Annotated in this window: 18 protein-coding genes; 4 read left to right on the forward strand and 14 right to left on the reverse strand. The window is 61.5% G+C overall.

Translation table 11 applies throughout. The features are described from left to right. Nucleotides 1-253 precede the first annotated feature (253 nt). Together CRO06_RS18450 and CRO06_RS20305 are read right to left on the reverse strand one after the other, a co-directional pair. Complete coding sequence (locus CRO06_RS18450; RefSeq protein ID WP_097059105.1) at nucleotides 254-1,786, reverse strand: sodium:solute symporter family protein; 1,533 nt, start codon at nucleotides 1,784-1,786, stop codon at nucleotides 254-256. A 15-nt stretch (nucleotides 1,787-1,801) separates the two neighbouring features. Continuing rightward, nucleotides 1,802-2,377, reverse strand: coding sequence for a cold-shock protein (locus tag CRO06_RS20305; RefSeq protein ID WP_022996089.1), 576 nt, complete (start codon nucleotides 2,375-2,377; stop codon nucleotides 1,802-1,804). Nucleotides 2,378-2,658: 281 nt separating this feature from the next. On the opposite strand from CRO06_RS20305, the gene CRO06_RS18460 reads away from it, so the two are divergent. Continuing rightward, on the forward strand, nucleotides 2,659-3,699 hold the full coding sequence (locus CRO06_RS18460) for a GNAT family N-acetyltransferase (RefSeq protein WP_055098730.1): 1,041 nt from the start codon (nucleotides 2,659-2,661) through the stop codon (nucleotides 3,697-3,699). Here CRO06_RS18460 and CRO06_RS18465 read toward each other — a convergent pair. The 7 genes from CRO06_RS18465 to CRO06_RS18495 form a co-directional block, all read right to left on the reverse strand. Beyond that, nucleotides 3,694-4,062: a hypothetical protein gene (locus CRO06_RS18465; RefSeq protein ID WP_022996091.1), complete on the reverse strand. Its 369-nt coding sequence runs from the start codon at nucleotides 4,060-4,062 to the stop codon at nucleotides 3,694-3,696. The two genes, CRO06_RS18460 and CRO06_RS18465, sit on opposite strands and share 6 nt — an antisense overlap. A 33-nt stretch (nucleotides 4,063-4,095) precedes the next feature. Beyond that, nucleotides 4,096-5,859, reverse strand: a complete 1,764-nt coding sequence (locus CRO06_RS18470; protein WP_097059106.1) for a M48 family metalloprotease — start codon at nucleotides 5,857-5,859, stop codon at nucleotides 4,096-4,098. Nucleotides 5,860-5,872: 13 nt separating this feature from the next. Continuing rightward, nucleotides 5,873-6,460, reverse strand: a complete 588-nt coding sequence (locus CRO06_RS18475; RefSeq protein WP_026949586.1) for a LemA family protein — start codon at nucleotides 6,458-6,460, stop codon at nucleotides 5,873-5,875. A 283-nt stretch (nucleotides 6,461-6,743) separates the two neighbouring features. Continuing rightward, the gene (gene cyoE / locus CRO06_RS18480; RefSeq protein ID WP_014993493.1) at nucleotides 6,744-7,634 is read right to left on the reverse strand and encodes a heme o synthase; all 891 of its coding nucleotides are present in this window, start codon (nucleotides 7,632-7,634) and stop codon (nucleotides 6,744-6,746) included. A 5-nt stretch (nucleotides 7,635-7,639) separates the two neighbouring features. Further along, nucleotides 7,640-8,653: a COX15/CtaA family protein gene (locus CRO06_RS18485; RefSeq protein ID WP_244902856.1), complete on the reverse strand. Its 1,014-nt coding sequence runs from the start codon at nucleotides 8,651-8,653 to the stop codon at nucleotides 7,640-7,642. A 134-nt stretch (nucleotides 8,654-8,787) separates the two neighbouring features. After that, nucleotides 8,788-9,402, reverse strand: coding sequence for a hypothetical protein (locus CRO06_RS18490; RefSeq protein WP_022996096.1), 615 nt, complete (start codon nucleotides 9,400-9,402; stop codon nucleotides 8,788-8,790). Nucleotides 9,403-9,406: 4 nt separating this feature from the next. Next, nucleotides 9,407-10,156 (reverse strand): SURF1 family protein, encoded by a 750-nt coding sequence (locus CRO06_RS18495; protein WP_097059107.1) that lies wholly within the window; start codon nucleotides 10,154-10,156, stop codon nucleotides 9,407-9,409. Nucleotides 10,157-10,260: 104 nt separating this feature from the next. Between CRO06_RS18495 and CRO06_RS18500 the strand changes: the two genes are divergently transcribed. Next, nucleotides 10,261-10,512: a twin transmembrane helix small protein gene (locus CRO06_RS18500; RefSeq protein ID WP_022996098.1), complete on the forward strand. Its 252-nt coding sequence runs from the start codon at nucleotides 10,261-10,263 to the stop codon at nucleotides 10,510-10,512. A gap of 33 nt (nucleotides 10,513-10,545) precedes the next feature. Further along, complete coding sequence (locus tag CRO06_RS18505; RefSeq protein ID WP_097059108.1) at nucleotides 10,546-11,238, forward strand: pseudouridine synthase; 693 nt, start codon at nucleotides 10,546-10,548, stop codon at nucleotides 11,236-11,238. 225 nt (nucleotides 11,239-11,463) lie between these two features. Here the strand turns inward: CRO06_RS18505 and CRO06_RS18510 are convergent, their stop codons facing one another. Genes CRO06_RS18510 through coxB form a run of 4 tightly spaced genes read right to left on the reverse strand, consistent with a single transcriptional unit; the run spans nucleotide 11,464 to nucleotide 15,803 of the window. Then, the gene (locus tag CRO06_RS18510; RefSeq protein WP_097059109.1) at nucleotides 11,464-12,345 is read right to left on the reverse strand and encodes a cytochrome c oxidase subunit 3; all 882 of its coding nucleotides are present in this window, start codon (nucleotides 12,343-12,345) and stop codon (nucleotides 11,464-11,466) included. Nucleotides 12,346-12,372: 27 nt separating this feature from the next. Further along, nucleotides 12,373-12,948, reverse strand: coding sequence for a cytochrome c oxidase assembly protein (locus CRO06_RS18515; protein ID WP_014993500.1), 576 nt, complete (start codon nucleotides 12,946-12,948; stop codon nucleotides 12,373-12,375). A 27-nt stretch (nucleotides 12,949-12,975) separates the two neighbouring features. Next, nucleotides 12,976-14,580 (reverse strand): cytochrome c oxidase subunit I, encoded by a 1,605-nt coding sequence (gene ctaD / locus CRO06_RS18520; RefSeq protein ID WP_022995290.1) that lies wholly within the window; start codon nucleotides 14,578-14,580, stop codon nucleotides 12,976-12,978. Between the two features lie 14 nt (nucleotides 14,581-14,594). Next, the gene (gene coxB / locus CRO06_RS18525; protein WP_022995291.1) at nucleotides 14,595-15,803 is read right to left on the reverse strand and encodes a cytochrome c oxidase subunit II; all 1,209 of its coding nucleotides are present in this window, start codon (nucleotides 15,801-15,803) and stop codon (nucleotides 14,595-14,597) included. A gap of 423 nt (nucleotides 15,804-16,226) precedes the next feature. Between coxB and CRO06_RS18530 the strand changes: the two genes are divergently transcribed. Then, nucleotides 16,227-16,556: a DUF1820 family protein gene (locus tag CRO06_RS18530; protein WP_022995292.1), complete on the forward strand. Its 330-nt coding sequence runs from the start codon at nucleotides 16,227-16,229 to the stop codon at nucleotides 16,554-16,556. A gap of 150 nt (nucleotides 16,557-16,706) precedes the next feature. Here the strand turns inward: CRO06_RS18530 and CRO06_RS18535 are convergent, their stop codons facing one another. After that, entirely contained in the window at nucleotides 16,707-16,886 is a 180-nt protein-coding gene (locus CRO06_RS18535) for a hypothetical protein (RefSeq protein WP_022995293.1), read from the reverse strand. Between the last annotated feature and the right edge of the window lie 75 nt (nucleotides 16,887-16,961).

The raw sequence follows: 16,961 nt of genomic DNA on the forward strand, positions 1-16,961 counted from the left end.
ATTGAGGCTTCCTCGAACAGGCCTGATACATAGATGCCACCGGGTAGCCATGTTCAAGGCAGGGTTGACAGCAACGGGCGAGTCCATACATAGGAGCTTGCCTGCAAGCGAATATCCCGAAGGCCTGAGAGGCCCCCATTCGCTTGCAGGCAAGCTCCTACAGTCGCCTTGTAGCTACCTCTGAATTCATGTCCCCAGGCCTGCAAGAGGGCCAAGGGTTTGGCGTGCCGGCGTGTTGTGCGCCAGCCAGCCTTCAACCGTAGCGGCTGGCCAGCAGCCGGCCACTAAGATGAGCCACCCCATAACCCACCAAAAACATCAATACATTGCCGATCAGGCCGGTGTAGTACAGATCAAAGGGGGCGCGTAGTGCTTCCGGCCACCAGCTCTGTTCCGACAGCAGAGTCCAGCCGGTGAAGGCCAGAGTACAGATCAGGCCGCACCAGGCCGAGAAGGTGTTACCGGTGCGTGTGAAGAACCCCAGCAGATACAGTCCGAGCATACCGCCGCCCAGTAGTGATACCAGGATGGTGGAGGTGTCCTGCAGGGTGTGAGTGGTGGCGCCGTTGAGCCAGAGTGCGCCCAGGATCATCAGGACCATGGTCAGTGCCGCGGCGCTGCGCGCCACCGCCAGATAATGGCGATCCTCCTGATTCGGCCGCCAGTGGCGGCGGTAGAGATCAACTACGGAAACCGTGGCCACGGCGTTGATGCTGGAATCCAGCGAGCTCATCGCCGCCGCCAGCGCCGCCGCCACCACCAGCCCGGCGATACCCACCGGCAGATATTCGGTAATGAACCAGGGCACGATGGTTTCCGCCCGGGCCGTGCCGGCCAGAACTTCCTGTGACTGTGAGTCGGGGAAGTGCTGGAAGAACACCCAGAGCCCGGTCCCCAACAGCATGTAGAAGGCCCACAGTGGCAAGGCCGTGAACAGATAGACCCACAGGGCGCGCCGGGCTTCGCCGAGGGAGCGGGCGGCGCAGTAGCGCTGCACCGTGTTCTGGTTGCTGGCGTATTCGGTGAGCCAGTTGGTGAGGCCGATGAACAACATCATGGTGGCGGTTTTTTCACTCAGGGACAGTGTCCAGCGGGTGGCCCCTGGGCCGTCCTCACCCCATTCCGCCAGGGCGAATTTACCGGCCCGGCCGGCTTCGCTGAACAGCTGGACCAGCCCGCCGGGCAGGGCGTCCACCACGATCCACAGGCACAACACGCCACCCAGGATCAGCACCACGGTTTGCAGCACATCGGTCCAGATTACCGCGTCGATACCGCCGACCACGGTGTACAGCCCAACAAACAGGCCGCTGAGCACGATGGCGGTGGCCGGCGGGATCGATACCAACTGCTGGATGAGCAGCGCCAGCAGCCACAGGATCATCGACACCCGTACCAACTGGGCGATGATGAACGCCGCCGCCCCGTACACCCGCAGGCTCGGCCCGAAGCGCTGTTCCAGATATTCATAGGCGCTGGTCAGATTGCCACGGCGAAAAAACGGCAGGAAGAACCAGGCCGCCATGGCGATGGCGAAGGGTAGCGCCAGATTGGGCAGATAGCGCAGCCAGCCGGTCTTGAAGGCGTCGGCGGGGTAGGCGAGGAAAGTCACCGAACTGATTGAGGTGCCGACCAGGGACAGGCCGATGACCCAGCCGCGAAACCGGCGTCCACCGACGAAGTACTCTTCGGTGCTGGTATTGCGTCGCGAGCAATACAGCGCGATGACCAGTACCACCAGCAGGTACAGGGCCATCACGGCCCAATCGGCGAAGGCCAGATTCATGGCGTGAAGATCCGGTTATTGTTCGATGTACACCTGATCGGCCTGTTCACCCCGATCGGATTGCCGTGTGGTGAAGCGAACCCGGGTGCCGGTACGCAGGCTGCGGCGCCCACCATTCTGTACCGCCTTGAAGTGGACGAAAATTTCTTCCTCATCGTCGGTAAGGATGAAACCGAAGCCTTTATTGGGATTGAACCACTTCACCTCGCCATGGCGCATGGTGCCGCCGCCGAGTCGGAGTTTTTGCCAGGGCAGCAACGGCAGCAGGTAAATCAGCACCGGAATCCACAGCCAGGCGGCAACGCCGAAGGCCACCTGGCCGTGGGCCAGTACCAGCCCCGCCAGGTAAAAGAACACCGCCAAATGCAGGGGCAGACGGCCGGGCCCGCCAAGCGGGCACACCAGGTTCACCGCGGCGGCCAGCAGGAGACCCAGGCCGGCCTGCTGGGACAATACCGGGGAGACCATCAGCTCGATGTCATGCACGGAGAGAATCAGGGAGCGCGGCGCGAAAATAAGCCAGGCGCCGCACAGGGCCAGTAACAAGGCTGCCAGCATATAAAAGGCGGCCAAAGGTTTGGAAACTTTCATGGAATGGACGTTACCTTATGCTCATTGGGCTCGGGACCCTCTCCGAAAAGCGGAGAGGAACGTCACGCCGGCGCTACCGGCGGGCGGCCAGGGCCGATGGTCGTTTCCGCGCGCTTCCTCTTGTAGGGGAGCGTCGCCTCCGCGGGCAAAGAAGGGATAAAGGGCGAGCCCCGGAGTAGATCGGCCTGCGTTATCATTATGATCGCCGCCGGGCCATTGTAACCAAGGCGGCGGATAATCTCACACCCGCCAGGGCCGAATTGAGCAGTAGAGGCGTTACTTTGCGGTATCCGTTTTTATCCGACAGTTTCTTTCAGGCCCTGGCGCGCAGCGGCGCCACTGGTGAAGACGCCGGCTGGCTGCCCCGTCATGTGCAACTCGATGGCGGTTTCCTGCCGCTATTCGAGCGCCGGGACTCCCGTGGTGAGTACGTGTTCGATTACGCCTGGGCGGACGCCTACGAGCGTTACGGTTACCGCTATTATCCGAAGCTGGTCAGTGCCATTCCCTATACTCCGGTGGTGGGACCGCGTTGGCGGGGGGACATCGACGCCGGCCGAATGTGGCGGGCGGTGCGCGAGCGAATGGCGGAAACCGGTGCTTCGGGCTGGCATCTGTTGTTTCCGGACCGCGCCAGCCGCATGGCGCTGGCGGAGCTGCCCTTGGTCGAACGGCAGGCCTGCCATTTCCGCTGGTTCAACCACGGTTATGCTGACTTCGGCGATTTCCTGGCGCGCTTCCAGTCCCGCAAGCGCAAGAACCTGAGACGCGAACGGGAAAAAGTCACGGCGCAGGAGGTTCAGGTGGAACGCCGGCTGGGATCGACGCTGAGTGAAGCGGAGTGGGCGCACTTTTACCAGTGTTACGCCAGCACCTATCTGAAACGAGGGCAGTGGCCTTATCTTACCGAATCCTTCTTCACCGATCTGGCCGCCTCCCAGGGAGATCAGATCATGGTGGCGCTGGCCCGCCATCGGGACGACACCGTGGCCGCCGCTTTATACCTGTTCGACGATCAGGCTCTGTACGGCCGTTATTGGGGCTGCCTGCGCGAATTCGATGCTTTGCACTTCGAACTTTGCTACTACCAGGGCATCGAATTCGCCATCGAGCAGGGGCTGGCGGAGTTCGATCCCGGTGTGCAGGGCGAGCATAAACTGTTGCGCGGATTTGAACCGGTCATTACCTATTCTTTGCACTGGCTGGCGGAACCGGAGTTTCAACGCGCGGTGGCGGATTTCTGTGCCCGGGAAGCCCGGCATGTCAGCGGCTACCGGGAAGAAGCGCTGACGCTGTTGCCGTTCCGGTCGGATCTTTCATGAGTTCCCCACGTCGCCTTGCTGCTGCATCAGTAATGCCATGGTGATGCGATCGCAGGGATCCGCCTCCGGATGTTCCGGGTGCTTGGGGCCCAGCTCGTCGCTGACGTCCTCCAGGCTGCTGTTGTCCGGCTCATCCAGATCCACCAGGAACTCCAGGACGCGGCCCTGGGGATCCACCAGTGTGCCGGTGTAGGTATGTTGATCGAAGGGGCAGAGACTGGCGAACAGGGTGCGGCCCAGGTCCAGCCCCTGGTCCGAGAACCATTGATTCAACGCCGGATCGAGCTGGCCCTGGCGTACTTCGCGGGTGGCTTGATGAACCGCGTCACGGGTGACGCGGTGGCTTATTTTTTCCAAATGCATTGTTTTTTCCATGGCATCCGCATTGACGGAGAATCAGCGGGTCCGACGAAACAAAGGTGGCATCGGGCTGTCGAGAAGGGCGCAGAGGGCCCTTAACAGTTCTGTTTCCGCCACCTGAATCCGGCCGTCGGCGAGTATCAGGTCGGCGGCGGTATCGATCACCGCTGATTTGAGCGGTGGTGTCAGCCGATTCAGTCGCGCCACTGAATGATTCATCCGCTCCGGTGTGCAGCGGTCCGGAGGCAACAGTTGACGGCCCGCTGGCAGCAGCCCCCGGGTGGCTTGTTGAAACAGCGTCACGGCGGTATGACGGGCACTGTCGGCGGCCCAGGCCAGGGCGGAAAACACCACCTGAAGGTCCGCCGCCACCGCGCCGAACCGATGCAGGGCAGGCTCCGGCAGCCGTTTGGCGGGCAGCAGGCGGGTTCGGGCCAGCGCGCACAGGGCCCAGCAGAGCAGATCGCGATTGCCTCTCTGGCGGGCGATTCCCAGTAATTGATCAATGATGGCCTGGCGCCGCGCCAAGGGCTGGCGCGCCAGGGTTGGCAGCGCCAGATCCAGCAACGGCAGGCGCAGGCGGGTGCCCAGCTGTCGTACTTGCTGGATCCACTCGCCGCGTTTGCCGCCGGCCAGCGCCGATGGTATTGGGCGGGGCCCCAGCGCCAGCGCGTACAGAATTGTTTCGGCGCCTTCGTTGCCGGCCAGGGCTTGCCGCAGGGGCTCCGGAATACTGGCCACCAGGGACCGGGCGTAACCCAGATTGGCATCGTCGAGAAAACCGATATGTTGAGAAGCGCGGGGGGCGCGGCGTGCCCGTACCCGGGCGCGCGCGTTCCAATCCGGACCCAGTGCCCGCAGGCGTTGCTCCAATGGCGGGTGCGAAGAGAGCAGGGCGCGCAGATGAACGGACACGGTTTCGGCGAAGCCCATGTGACTGATGTCCTCGGCATACAGGGAATGCAACAAGGAACCCCCACCGTTGCGAATCTTGATCAGAGCGCCGGCCAGGCCTTCACTTTGCCGGGTGAACTGTACCGCGCAGGCATCCGCCAGATGTTCGCGCTGCCGGGAGATGGCGGCTTTGATCAGTCGACCAAAGAACAGCCCGGCGTAGCCCACCGTCATCATCAGGACGCCGCCGGTGAAAAAGAGCGGTTGATAGCGATGCCGCCGGGAGATCGGCTGCAACAGGAACTCGCCCACTTTTCCCACCGCCAGAATACCGGAGAGCGCGGTCATCAATTGCAGGTTAAGGCGCATGTCGCCGTTGAGAATATGGCTGAATTCGTGAGCCACCACGCCTTGCAGTTCCTCCCGGCTCAGCTGCTCCAGGGCGCCGCGGGTGACCACCAGCAAAGCCTGATCCGGACGAGCGCCGGCGACGAAGGCATTGATGCCGGTTTCGCTGTCCAGCACGAACAGGCGTGGCACCGGCAGACCGCTGGCGATCGCCATCTCCTCCGTCACGTTGCGCAGCCGGCGCAGCGGCTGGTCGCCGGCGTCGGCGTCCACTTCCCGTGCCGACAGCAGCGCGGTGAGCGCGGTGGCGCCGCCGCGCAGTTGCCAGGCCTTGCGTAGCGAGCCATACGCCATGATCGACAGCGTCGACAGACTGACCCACCAGAACGGACTGCTGCCGAGCCAGGGCGCGGACGCCAGGCCGGGCAGCAACAGGCGGACCAGCACCACGGTCACCAGATTGACCGCCGCGGTGACTCCGGCGAGGGCCAGCAGGAAGTACAGCGCCAGCAGCAGGGTGCGGCGCCGGGCCTGGGTCTGATGCTGGAAGAAGTCCATCGCCGCCGTGGCCTCAGAGTCTGACCGTGACCGCTTGACGTGCCGTCGCGGTTTCCAGTGACAGCAGGTCGGCGGCGCGGAATGGTCCGAACAGACCGCCGATCAGGTTATTCGGGAACTGCTCGCGGTAGGTGTTGTAGCCCATCACGGTGTCGTTGAAGGCCTGGCGGGCGAAACCGATGCGATTCTCGGTGCTGGTGAGGGCTTCCATCAGCTCGGACACGGTGGCGTCCGCCCGCAGTTCCGGATGGCTCTCGGCCACGGCCCGAAACTGGGCAAGGCTGCCGGAAAGCAGATTCTCGGCCTGTGACAGACGTGCCATGGCATCGCTTTCGCCTGGTTGGCGGGCGGCATCGGTGCGGGCTTTGGCGGCGTCCCGGCGGGCTTCGGTGACCCGGGTCAGCGTGTCTTGTTCGTGGCGCAGATAAGCGCGGGTGGCGCTCACCAGATTGGGAATCAGGTCGTGGCGGCGTTGCAACTGCACATCGATCTGAGCGAAAGCATTGCGATACTGATTACGCAGACGGATCAGCCGGTTGTAGACGGCGATCAGATACAACAGCAGCGCGGCGATAACGCCGGCGAATAGCCACTCCCCCATACTATCCCCCCAGAATGATAGTAACGTGGTTCCCCGGATCGTGGTTCCTCGCGAGCGGCGGTTGTCAGGAGCGGACGGGGCCGGCCACGGGACCTCATATTATTGGGGAATGCCGGCCTCGCATCCGGCGGACCTTCATTCCCATGGGTTAAGTTACTGTAATGCCGCCGTACAACCAAGTAGACCGACGAGCCGGCGTGATCGAATTAACACTCGTCGCGAGGCCCGTTGCCCGGACAACGCCCCCACAGCGGCTCGTGGTCCGGTCTGTGGGAAGCGTCTTTCAGACGATGAAGGGGTAAAGCGGGATGTAGTGGTCCACCAGCAACGCGGTGAACAACACGAACAGGTAGGTGATGGAGTAGCCAAAGGTCTTCATCGGCAATTTGGGGTCTTCCGAGAAGCGCAGGCGCACCGCGTGCACCAGGAAGATGGCGCCGAGGATGACCGCGGCGATCAGATAGATCAGCCCGCTCATGCCGGTGAGATAGGGCAGCAGCGAGCACACGAACAGCAGGATGGTGTAATAGAGCACCGACTCGCGAGTGAACGGGATGCCGTGGGTCACTGGCAGCATCGGGATATCGGCCTTGGCGTATTCATCGGCCCGATGGATCGCCAGCGCCCAGAAGTGCGGCGGTGTCCACACGAAGATGATCAACACCAGCAGCCAGGCATGGGGGTGAAGTTCGTTGGTTACCGCCACCCAGCCCAGCAGCGGCGGGATGGCGCCGGCGACGCCGCCGATAACGATGTTCTGTGGCGTGGCGCGCTTCAGATACAGGGTATAGACAAAGGCGTAGCCGACAAAGCCGAACAGGGTCAGCCAGGCGGTCATCGGATTGACCAGAAAGTACAGCATGGCCATGGACAGCATCGCCAGCGCCACGGCGAACGCCACCGCCGCTCGCGGTGACAGCTTGCCCGCCACCAGCGGCCGCTGCTCGGTGCGTTTCATGATCGCATCGATCTTCTGGTCCATGATCTGATTGATGGCGGCGGAGGCCATCATCGCCAGAGACAGCCCTACGAACGCCGGGATAAAGATTGGCAGCGGAACCATGCCCGGCGGATCCGTGGCCAGAAACATGCCGGCCACGGCGGTCACCATCAGCAGCATGACCACGCCAGGCTTGGTCAGGGCCAGATAGTCTCGCCAGGTGGTGGTGCTCATGAACGCTATTCCCCGTTGGGGCCCGGTCGGGCACTGGTGCATTTGACGTTGATGGCGCGGATGAACAGGACCAGGGTGATCAGCAGGACCACCGCGCCGAAGTTGTGCGCCACCGCTATCCGCAGTGGCACGGAAAATACCACATTACCGATGCCGAGACCCACTTGCACCAGCAGTAGCAGCAGGATCACTCCGGCGAAGTTGCGAAAAAAGGTGCTGTGAGCACGGCGCAGGATGCGGACCACCAGGGTCAGCACCAGCAGAGAGACCAGCAAGGCGCCGAAACGATGCATCACATGGATGGTGGTACGGGCGTCATTTTCCAGCACGCCGAATTCATAGTCGGGCAGGTCGTGCTCATGCCCCCAGAAAATAAAGGCATCGGCGAAATTGAGGTGTTCGGTCCATCCGGACTCACACACCGGCAGTTCGGTACAGACCACCGCCGCGTAGTTGGCGGTGGTCCAGCCGCCCAGGGCGATCTGCAGAATCACCGCCGCCAGGGCCAGGCCGGCCAGTGGCTTGAGGGTGCGGACATCGCAGTCGTTGAGAAATTCCGGCCAGCGGTAGAGGCGGGCGGCCAGCAGCGACAGCAAGGTGAGGGTGGTGAAGCCGCCGAGCAAATGCAGCATGACGATGGTGGGCTGCAGCCCCATGGTCACCGTCCACATGCCAAGCAGGCCCTGGAAGATCACCAGCACCACCAGGAACAGCGGCAGTTTCAGCGGTTGTTTGGCACGCTTGCGATTGATCCAACTGAGCGCCGCGATGATCAGGATGGTCAGGCCCAGCACGGAGGCGAAATAGCGATGGACCATCTCCGGGATGGTTTTGTGCGCTTCACGCAATGCGCCGGGATCCGTCGAGTTGACATCGGCCACGTGGGCCACGGCTTTACGCACATCCAGGTGGCCGTAGCAACCGGGCCAGTCCGGGCAGCCCAGGCCGGCATCACTGAGGCGGGTCCAGGCGCCCAGTGCGATCACGCCGGCGGCGAGGAAAATGGCTACGATCGTCACGCGACGCAGCCAGATTTGGGAAGACGTCAGGGTTTGCATGATTTCGGGACCTGCTGGTGTTCATCCGATCTACGCGCGGGTTGTCCGCGCGGGATAAAAGCACGGGCTATCCAAACGGTGGTGCCGGGTAGGCGCTAACCGATCAGGGAGCCCTTGAGTGTCCGTTTCAAATCCAGGCGGATGTTCTCCGCCTCTTCCAGAGTGGCTTCCATGTCCTCGTGGGTGGGGTAACGCATGAAAATCTGGCCGTCGGGACTGACCAGATAAATATCCCCCACCGGTGAAGACTGACTCTCGCCGTAAGCGGCTTCGAGCGTGGCTTTCAGGGTCTCCAGGTCACCCTGGACCTCCTCCATGCCGGCGACATTGTCGTCCAGGAAAGCACGGAAGTCCGCATCTGGTTGCCGGGTAAGCACCACGACCCGGCGTACGCGCTGCGCATCCTCGGTGAGTGCCAGGCGAACCTGGCGCATCTGATAGTAGAGGCCGTTCTTGCAGCGGCTGTCACAGCCGTCGCCGGCGACGTACATCATTGTCCAGCGGCCGCTCATGTCATCGGCCCGGTAGGGATCTTCGGTGCTTTCCATCAGGCCCAGATCCGACACCGGAATATGCGGGATCAGCAACTGGCCCTTGTTCTGGCGCGGCAGTTCCCAGGGGTCGATCAGGTAACGGCCGGCCAGGAAAAACAGCACGAAGGGGCTGAGAATGGCCAGTAAAGTGAGTCTGTTTTTGCTGCGAGGGGACATCGGTTTATACGTCCAGTTGATCCTGTCGGCGTGCCTGCCGCCGACTCGCTACCAGAAAGACCACCAGGGCCGCCACGGCCAGCCCCAGCCACTGCAGCGCGTAAGCCTCGTGACGTTGCGGGCTGATGGTGGTTTCCGCGTCTTGCCAGGGTTTTGGCAATGGCGGCTGATCGCCCAGGCCTTGATCCGCGGCAAGGCGGATTTCAAAGGGCGCCAATTCTACCCCAAGTCGGGCGCCGATGGCTGCAAAATCCACCTTTTGCACCCTTAAAGGCCATTGATTGTCCGGCAGAGGGGTGTCCTTGAGTACCAGGGCACGGGTGGAGGGCTCGTATACCGTGCCTTCCACGGTGAGCGGACCGGTCACTGGCGCCACCGAGGGCAGCACCGCGCGATCGCTGCCACGGGGTAACCAGCCGCGATTGATCAGCACCCAGCGGCCGTCATCGGTACGCAGCGGCGAAAGCAGGTAGTAGCCGGCGATGCCCTGATTCATGCGATTGTCCAGCAGTACCGGACGGGCGTTGTCGAGTTCGCCGCTGACAGTGATGGGCAGATGCTGGCGGTCCTCATGCCTCAAGGCCGCGGATAACGACTGTGGCGCCCCGGCGGCCTTGCCGGCCTGGTCCGCGAGCCATTCTCTCTTCTCGTCCGCGCGCTGCCACTGCCACCAGGACAAGCTCAGGCACACGGTGATCACCACCAGGGTGAGTGCGGTGGCAAGAGGGGAAAACAGGCGGGGTTTTCCGGCCATGGGCGATCTCCGGGTCACGGCGGCCGGTGGAGCGTGCACTTCACCGCCGGGGGACTACAATGGGCGCACATTGTACATGAACAGCGAGTGTGGAAGGTGCCTGTATGTGGTGGGTGAAACTGATCGTCATCGTGCTGCTGGCCGCGGCCGTGGTCTCCCTGGGACGGGCCTTGATGGCCCTGGTCCGTAATGAAGGCAAGGAAGGTAAAACCATGCGCGCGCTGGCCTGGCGGGTGGGCTTCTCGGCGGCGGTGTTCATATTTATTCTGCTGAGCATGATGATGGGCTGGATCCAGCCCCACGATGTCAATCCGACCACCTTGTACGGCGAGCCGGTGCAGCAACAAGGAGAGTAAAGGGCGCCGAGCCGCTGTAAGCAGGATGGAAGCATGCGCCTGGATCGCTTGCTAAGCCTCTCTCCACTTTATAGCCGGCGGCGAAGCCGGCTGCTGATCAGTGCCGGGCGCCTGCGGGTGGACGGTGAAGTGGTGCGTAACCCTCGTCATGAGGTGAGCGCATTTCAGCGTGTGGAGTTGGACGGTACTCTGCTGCAAGCCGGGCGCGGCGCCCGTTACTGGATGCTGCACAAGCCGGTGGGCGTGGTCAGCGCTACCTGGCACGATAGCCACCGCACCGTGCTCGATTTGCTCGATGAGGCGGACAAACACGAACTGCACCTGGCCGGGCGGCTGGATCTGAATACCAGTGGCCTTTTGTTGCTCAGTAACGACGGGCACTGGTCGCGGCGTATTACCCTGCCGGAGCAGCGCAAACCCAAGGTTTACCGGGTCGATACCGAGCAGCCTATCAGCGAGGACTACATCGAGGTGTTCGCCCGTGGTCTGTACTTTGCCTATGAAGATCTCACCACCTTGCCCGCCCAACTCGAATTGCTGGGCAGCCACCGCGCCCGCCTGACCCTGTACGAAGGGCGTTATCATCAGGTCAAGCGCATGTTCGGCCACTTCCGCAATCGCGTTGTCGCTCTGCATCGCGAGCAAATGGGGGAAATTCACCTCGATCCGAACCTGGCGCCGGGCCAATATCGGGCGCTGACGGCGGCGGAGATCGCCAGCGTCTAGCAGGAAACGGCATTACCCTTCATCGAGCCGTGGAGAGATAAATTCGGAGGTTGCTACAACGCCGCTGTGGGAGCTTGCTTGCAAGCGAATATCCCAGCATTGGAGGTCGCATTCGCCAGCAGGCTGGCTCCCACAGTTTGTGGTACGAAGCTGCTTTGTGGGAGCTTCGAACAAAAAAGCCCCGGCATTGCCGGGGCTTTTGGTGTTCGGGACGGCGGCGGCGTGTTACAGCCAGTACACCACCACGAACAGGAACAGCCACACCACGTCCACGAAGTGCCAGTACCAGGCCCCCGCTTCCCAGGCGAAGTTGTTCTCGGCGTCGAAATGCCCCTTGATCACCCGGATCAGCGTCACCGCCAGGAAGATGGTGCCGATGGTGACATGGACCCCATGAAAACCGGTGAGCATAAAGAACAGGCTGCCGTAGATGCCGGCGTCCAGGGTCAGGCCCATTTCGGTATAGGCATGGATGTATTCTTCCACCTGCAGACCAAGGAAGATTGCGCCCAGCAGAACGGTGATGGCCTGGAAGCCGATCAGTTTGCCGCGTTTGCCAGCCAGTAAGGCGTGGTGGGCGATGGTCAGGGTGATGGAACTGGTCAACAGGATGGCGGTGTTGATCGCCGGCAGACCCCAGGCACCCATCGCCTGGGTGGTGGTGCCGCCCGGCGTCTTCACCAGCGGCCACATGGCCTGGAAGTCCGGCCACAGTAACTCGTGGGTCATGGCGTTGCTGCCGGCGCCGCCCAGCCATGGCACGATCAGCCAGCGGGTGTAGAACAGGGCGCCGAAGAAAGCACCGAAGAACATCACCTCGGAAAAAATGAACCAGAGCATGCCCTGGCGATAGGAAATGCCCAGTTGATGGCTGTGCAGCCCGCCACGGGATTCCTTGATGGTGTCACGCCACCACAGCGCGATGGTCAGCCACAGCCAGGCCAGGCCGAAGAAGAACAGCGGCTGGCCCCAGGAACCGGAAAAGGTGTCCGGGTCGGTGGCCTGTTGAATGAAGTGCGCGCCGCCGAAGGCGGTCATGAACAGCCCCACCGAGGCCACCAGGGGCCAGGGGCTGCTCTCGGGTACATAGTACTTATCGGTTGCCATTGAATTGGTCTCCTCTACCACCGGGTTTTAGCGCACCACGGTGTCGCTTTTGTTATCAGTCCCGGTTACACGTTCGGTCACATCGAACATGGTGTAGGACAGGGTCAGGGTGGTGATGTGCTTGGGCAACTCCGGATCCAGGTAGAAAATCATCGGCATTTCCTTCATCTCCCCCGCCGTCAGCGTCTGCTGATCAAAACAGAAACACTGGGTTTTGTGCAGGTAGCGCGCCGCCTGCCCGGGAGTAATGGAGGGGATGCTTTGGGTGATGATGTCGTGGTCCTTGGGGTTGCTCGCGTAGAAGTTCACCAGCGTGATCTCGCCCGGATGCACGCGCACCCGGTGAGTTTTGGCGTAGAAGCTGCCGTTCACGCCGGCCCCGTTCTGGGTAATGAACTCCACCGTCACGACCCGGTCCTCCACCACGGTTTCCGGCGATTGGGTCGCCGCGGTGTTGGATGTCTTGCCGTTCAGGCCGGTGATGTCACAGATGACGTTATAGAAAGGCACCATGGCGAAGGCGAAGCCGAACATTGCCACCGCCCAGATAAGGAGCTTCTTCAAAGTGCGGGCGTTGCGGGCCTGCAGATCGTCGTTGCTCATGGTGCCTCCCTCTTTCCGTCGGATCCGTTACTTCACCACCGGCGGTGTGTCGAAGGTGTGGAAGGGGGCCGGAGACGGCACTTCCCATTCCAGACCTTCGGCGCCGTCCCAGGGCTTGGCTTCCGCCTTCTCGCCTTTCTTCAGCGCGCACTGCAGACACACAGCCAGGAAGAACAGCTGGGAAAGACCGAACCAGAACCCGCCGATGGAGATCCAGAAGTTGTAATCGGCGAATTGCAGAGCGTAGTCGGCATAGCGGCGCGGCATGCCGGCCAGGCCCACGAAATGCATGGGGAAGAACAGCAGGTTCACGGAAATCAGAGAGTTCCAGAAGTGCAGTTCACCCAGTACCTTGCTCGGCATCACGCCGGACCACTTCGGCAGCCAGTAGTAAGCGGCGGCGAACATGGTGAACACAGCGCCGGAGACCAATACGTAGTGGAAGTGCGCCACCACGAAGTAGGTGTCGTGATACTGGAAGTCCACCGGCGTGATCGCCAGCATCAGACCGGACAGGCCGCCGCAGGTGAACAGGATGACGAAGGTGATGGCCCACTTCATCGGCAGCTCGAAGGTCATGGAACCGCGCCACATGGTGGCCACCCAGTTGAACACCTTCACCCCGGTGGGCACCGAGATCAGCATGGTCATGTACATGAAGAACAGGGTGCCGGCCAGCGGCATGCCCACGGTGAACATATGGTGGGCCCAGACCACGAAGCTCAACAGCGCGATGGAAGCGGTGGCGTACACCATGGAGGCGTAACCGAACAACTGCTTGCGCGCGAAAGTGGGAATGATCGCCGACACGATACCGAACGCCGGCAGAATCATGATGTACACCTCGGGGTGCCCGAAGAACCAGAACACGTGCTGGAACAGAACCGGGTCGCCACCGCCGGCGGCATCAAAGAAGCTGGTGCCGAAGTGACGGTCGGTGAGCATCATGGTGACGGCGCCGGCCAGTACCGGCATCACCGCGATCAGCAGGAAGGCGGTTATCAGCCAGGTCCAAACGAACAGCGGCATTTTCATCAGGGTCATGCCCGGTGCCCGCAGGTTGAACACCGTCACAATCACGTTGATGGCGCCCATGATGGAAGAGATCCCCATCATGTGGACCGAGAGAATGAACAGATCGGTGGAGGCCGGGCCGTACTTGGTGGACAGCGGCGCGTAGAAGGTCCAGCCGAAGTTCGGCGCGCTCGGGTTGCCATGGCCGAAGGCGCTCAACAGCACCGAGCTCAGCAGAATGGCGAACGCGAACGGCAGAATCCAGAACGACCAGTTATTCATACGCGGCAACGCCATGTCCGGCGCGCCGATCATCAGCGGAATCATCCAGTTGGCCAGACCCACGAAACCGGGCATGACCGCCCCGAAGACCATGGTCAGACCATGGACGGTGGTCATCTGGTTGAAGAATTCCGGATCAACGAATTGCATCCCGGGCTCGATCAATTCGGCCCGAATGATCATCGCCATGAAACCGCCGGCCAGGAACATGGCAAAGCTGAACCACAGGTACAGCGTACCGATGTCCTTGTGGTTGGTGCTGAACAGCCAGCGCTTCAGGCCGGTCGGGGCGTGGTGATGATCGTGATCATCGTGTGCTGCGGCAACAGTGCTCATCGCGGTCCCCTCCCTTACTCTTCTTCGTGTACGTCTTCGGGTTGGATCAGATCGCCGGTGTCGTTACCCCAGGCGTTCCGTTCATAGGTCACCACCGCCGCGATTTCCTTCGGCGTCAACTGGCCCTTGAAGGCCGGCATGGCGTTACGACCTTCGAGAAGCACATGGATATGCTCCTCAAGATGCTCGGACTTGGTGGCGAAGTCGCTGCCGGCAAAAGCCAGACCGATGCCGCCTTCACCGTTTTGCCCGTGGCAAAGCGCGCACTGACCAGCGTAGACCTTCTCGCCCACCTCCATGGCGGCGTCCAGGCTTTCGAACGGAGTCAGGTCAGGTGCGGCGGCGGCCTCTTCTTTCTTCTGCGCCAGCCACTCCTGGAACTCGCTCTGGGCAACCACTTTGACCTCGATGGGCATGAACGCGTGGTTCTTACCGCACAGTTCGGCGCATTGACCATAGTAGGTGCCTTCCTGGCCCTCGGGAACCAGCGCCCAGGTTTCGTTGACGAAGCCGGGGATGGCGTCCTTCTTGCCGCCGAAATCAGGGATCCAGAACGAGTGAATCACGTCATCGGAAGTGACCAGGAAACGAACCTTCTGGCCGGAAGGAATAACCAGCGGGTTATCCACTTCGAGCATGTAGTTGTGGTCCTTGTCCTGGGACGGCGCGCCGACGCGGTCCTTGGCGGTGCCGTAGGGGAACAGGCCGCCGGAGAGTACCGGGTTTTCGTACTGTTCAGGAGGCGTGGCCAGGGAGGAAATGAAGGAAACACCGACGTCGTTGTCGTCCTGGTAGGTGAGGTATTCGTAGCCCCATCTCCAGCGATAACCGGTGACTTTGACGGTCAGTTCGGAATCGGCGGTATCGTCCAGTTCAATCAGTACCCGGGTGGCGGGTACGGCCATGGCGATCAAGATGATAAAGGGAATGATCGTCCACAGAACTTCCAGGAAGATATTTTCATGGAAGGTGGCTGGGGTTGGGTGTTTGGATCGGCGGTGACGGATCACCGAGATCAGGATCAGCCCGAAAACCAGCAGGCCGATGATGGATACGATCCACAACACGGTGTTATGCAAGCCGTGAATTTCCTGGGCGACGGCGGTCACCCCGGGCCGTAGGTTGTGGTCGGAACGTTCAGCCCAGTCGCTGGCCGTGGCCAACCCGCTGATCATCAGCGAGGTCAAGCCGACCGCCATGCGGTGGAACAGAGTTGACTGCATGCGTTTGCTCCCTGTTTTCCCCGGCAAGGTACCCCCCAGTAAGGAGTCCAAGCCCATTCTTCGCCTTCTTAGCCGTCACCGGCACCTGGAACCGGGCCCAGGCTTTTTCTTGAGGATGCTGTGGAGCCGTTGCCGGATTCCAGACCCAAAACGGGGCGGGGCAGGCCAAAAAAGCGGCTGCCCAAACGTCTCGAGAAGGGGGAAACCCCAACCAAATCAACAAATTACATGAATATGAGTGGTTTGGTTCGAATTTCCAGAGTGCGGCAAAATGCCCCACGGCATACGGCGGGTAACTCTAGACATTCAAGGGGGTAAAGTCCAGCCGGAATGCCGCATGTCACGTGGCTTGGGGAGGGTGTGCCCGGGCCGATTTATGCTAGACTGCGCGCCCCGTTTCGACCCCTGCGCAGGGATTCAGGAATGTCCAAAAGCCGTCAGATTTACAGGGTTATTTTCCTCAATCAGGGGCAGATCTATGAGATCTACGCCGCCCAGATCTATCAGAGTGAGCTCTACGGTTTCATCGAAGTAGAGGAATTTTTATTTGGCGAGCGATCGCAAATGGTGGTGGATCCGTCCGAGGAACGGCTGAAGAGTGAGTTCGCCGGCGTCCAGCGCTCGTTCATTCCCATGCACGCCATCATCCGGGTGGATGAGGTGGAGAAGGAAGGAATAGGTAAAATTACCGAGGCCACCGGCTCCAATGTGACCTCCTTCCCCATGCCGTTCGGGCCTGGCGGCAAGAAATAGCGGATCCGCCTCGGATGGTGGACACAAAAAAAAGGCGCCGGCGGTTCGTTCCGCCAGGCGCCCCGAGGGTTGCCTGATTATCTACAAGGGAGAAACTGCACAAGATTAGTCAGTGCCGTTGACGGCAAGTTCCCGGTAAAACCTCCAAATTCAGAATTTTTCCTCTTCGCTTTCTCCGGGCGGGGTTTCGGTGGCCGAGGCGGCGCCCGGTTCCAGGGTTTCCACCGACGGTGGGTCGATATCGCTGCTCTCCACCCGGGCCAGGGTGGGTTGGGACAGCCAGAGCGTGGCGGTGATCGCCAGCAGGCCTTGAATCGCCAATCTGGGCATGGGAACTCCTGATTATCCGTGTCGGTGGTTCCAAAGTCGCACCTTCAATGTGACGCCGGAGAAGAGCAGGGGTTC

The organism is Alloalcanivorax xenomutans, assembly GCF_900217905.1.
GTDB classification, from domain to species: Bacteria; Pseudomonadota; Gammaproteobacteria; order Pseudomonadales; family Alcanivoracaceae; genus Alloalcanivorax; species Alloalcanivorax xenomutans.

What these genes read in the sequence shown, in the direction of transcription:
- CRO06_RS18515 (WP_014993500.1), bottom strand. Translation starts at nt 12,948, where the DNA reads ATGAGCAACGACGATCTGCAGGCCCGCAACGCCCGCACTTTGAAGAAG.
- CRO06_RS18510 (WP_097059109.1), bottom strand. Translation starts at nt 12,345, where the DNA reads ATGGCAACCGATAAGTACTATGTACCCGAGAGCAGCCCCTGGCCCCTG.
- CRO06_RS18470 (WP_097059106.1), bottom strand. Translation starts at nt 5,859, where the DNA reads ATGGACTTCTTCCAGCATCAGACCCAGGCCCGGCGCCGCACCCTGCTG.
- CRO06_RS20305 (WP_022996089.1), bottom strand. Translation starts at nt 2,377, where the DNA reads ATGAAAGTTTCCAAACCTTTGGCCGCCTTTTATATGCTGGCAGCCTTG.
- CRO06_RS18500 (WP_022996098.1), top strand. Translation starts at nt 10,261, where the DNA reads ATGTGGTGGGTGAAACTGATCGTCATCGTGCTGCTGGCCGCGGCCGTG.
- CRO06_RS18535 (WP_022995293.1), bottom strand. Translation starts at nt 16,886, where the DNA reads ATGCCCAGATTGGCGATTCAAGGCCTGCTGGCGATCACCGCCACGCTC.
- CRO06_RS18505 (WP_097059108.1), top strand. Translation starts at nt 10,546, where the DNA reads ATGCGCCTGGATCGCTTGCTAAGCCTCTCTCCACTTTATAGCCGGCGG.
- cyoE (WP_014993493.1), bottom strand. Translation starts at nt 7,634, where the DNA reads ATGAGCACCACCACCTGGCGAGACTATCTGGCCCTGACCAAGCCTGGC.
- CRO06_RS18450 (WP_097059105.1), bottom strand. Translation starts at nt 1,786, where the DNA reads ATGAATCTGGCCTTCGCCGATTGGGCCGTGATGGCCCTGTACCTGCTG.
- CRO06_RS18475 (WP_026949586.1), bottom strand. Translation starts at nt 6,460, where the DNA reads ATGGGGGAGTGGCTATTCGCCGGCGTTATCGCCGCGCTGCTGTTGTAT.
- CRO06_RS18530 (WP_022995292.1), top strand. Translation starts at nt 16,227, where the DNA reads ATGTCCAAAAGCCGTCAGATTTACAGGGTTATTTTCCTCAATCAGGGG.
- CRO06_RS18495 (WP_097059107.1), bottom strand. Translation starts at nt 10,156, where the DNA reads ATGGCCGGAAAACCCCGCCTGTTTTCCCCTCTTGCCACCGCACTCACC.
- ctaD (WP_022995290.1), bottom strand. Translation starts at nt 14,580, where the DNA reads ATGAGCACTGTTGCCGCAGCACACGATGATCACGATCATCACCACGCC.
- CRO06_RS18465 (WP_022996091.1), bottom strand. Translation starts at nt 4,062, where the DNA reads ATGCATTTGGAAAAAATAAGCCACCGCGTCACCCGTGACGCGGTTCAT.
- CRO06_RS18490 (WP_022996096.1), bottom strand. Translation starts at nt 9,402, where the DNA reads ATGTCCCCTCGCAGCAAAAACAGACTCACTTTACTGGCCATTCTCAGC.
- coxB (WP_022995291.1), bottom strand. Translation starts at nt 15,803, where the DNA reads ATGCAGTCAACTCTGTTCCACCGCATGGCGGTCGGCTTGACCTCGCTG.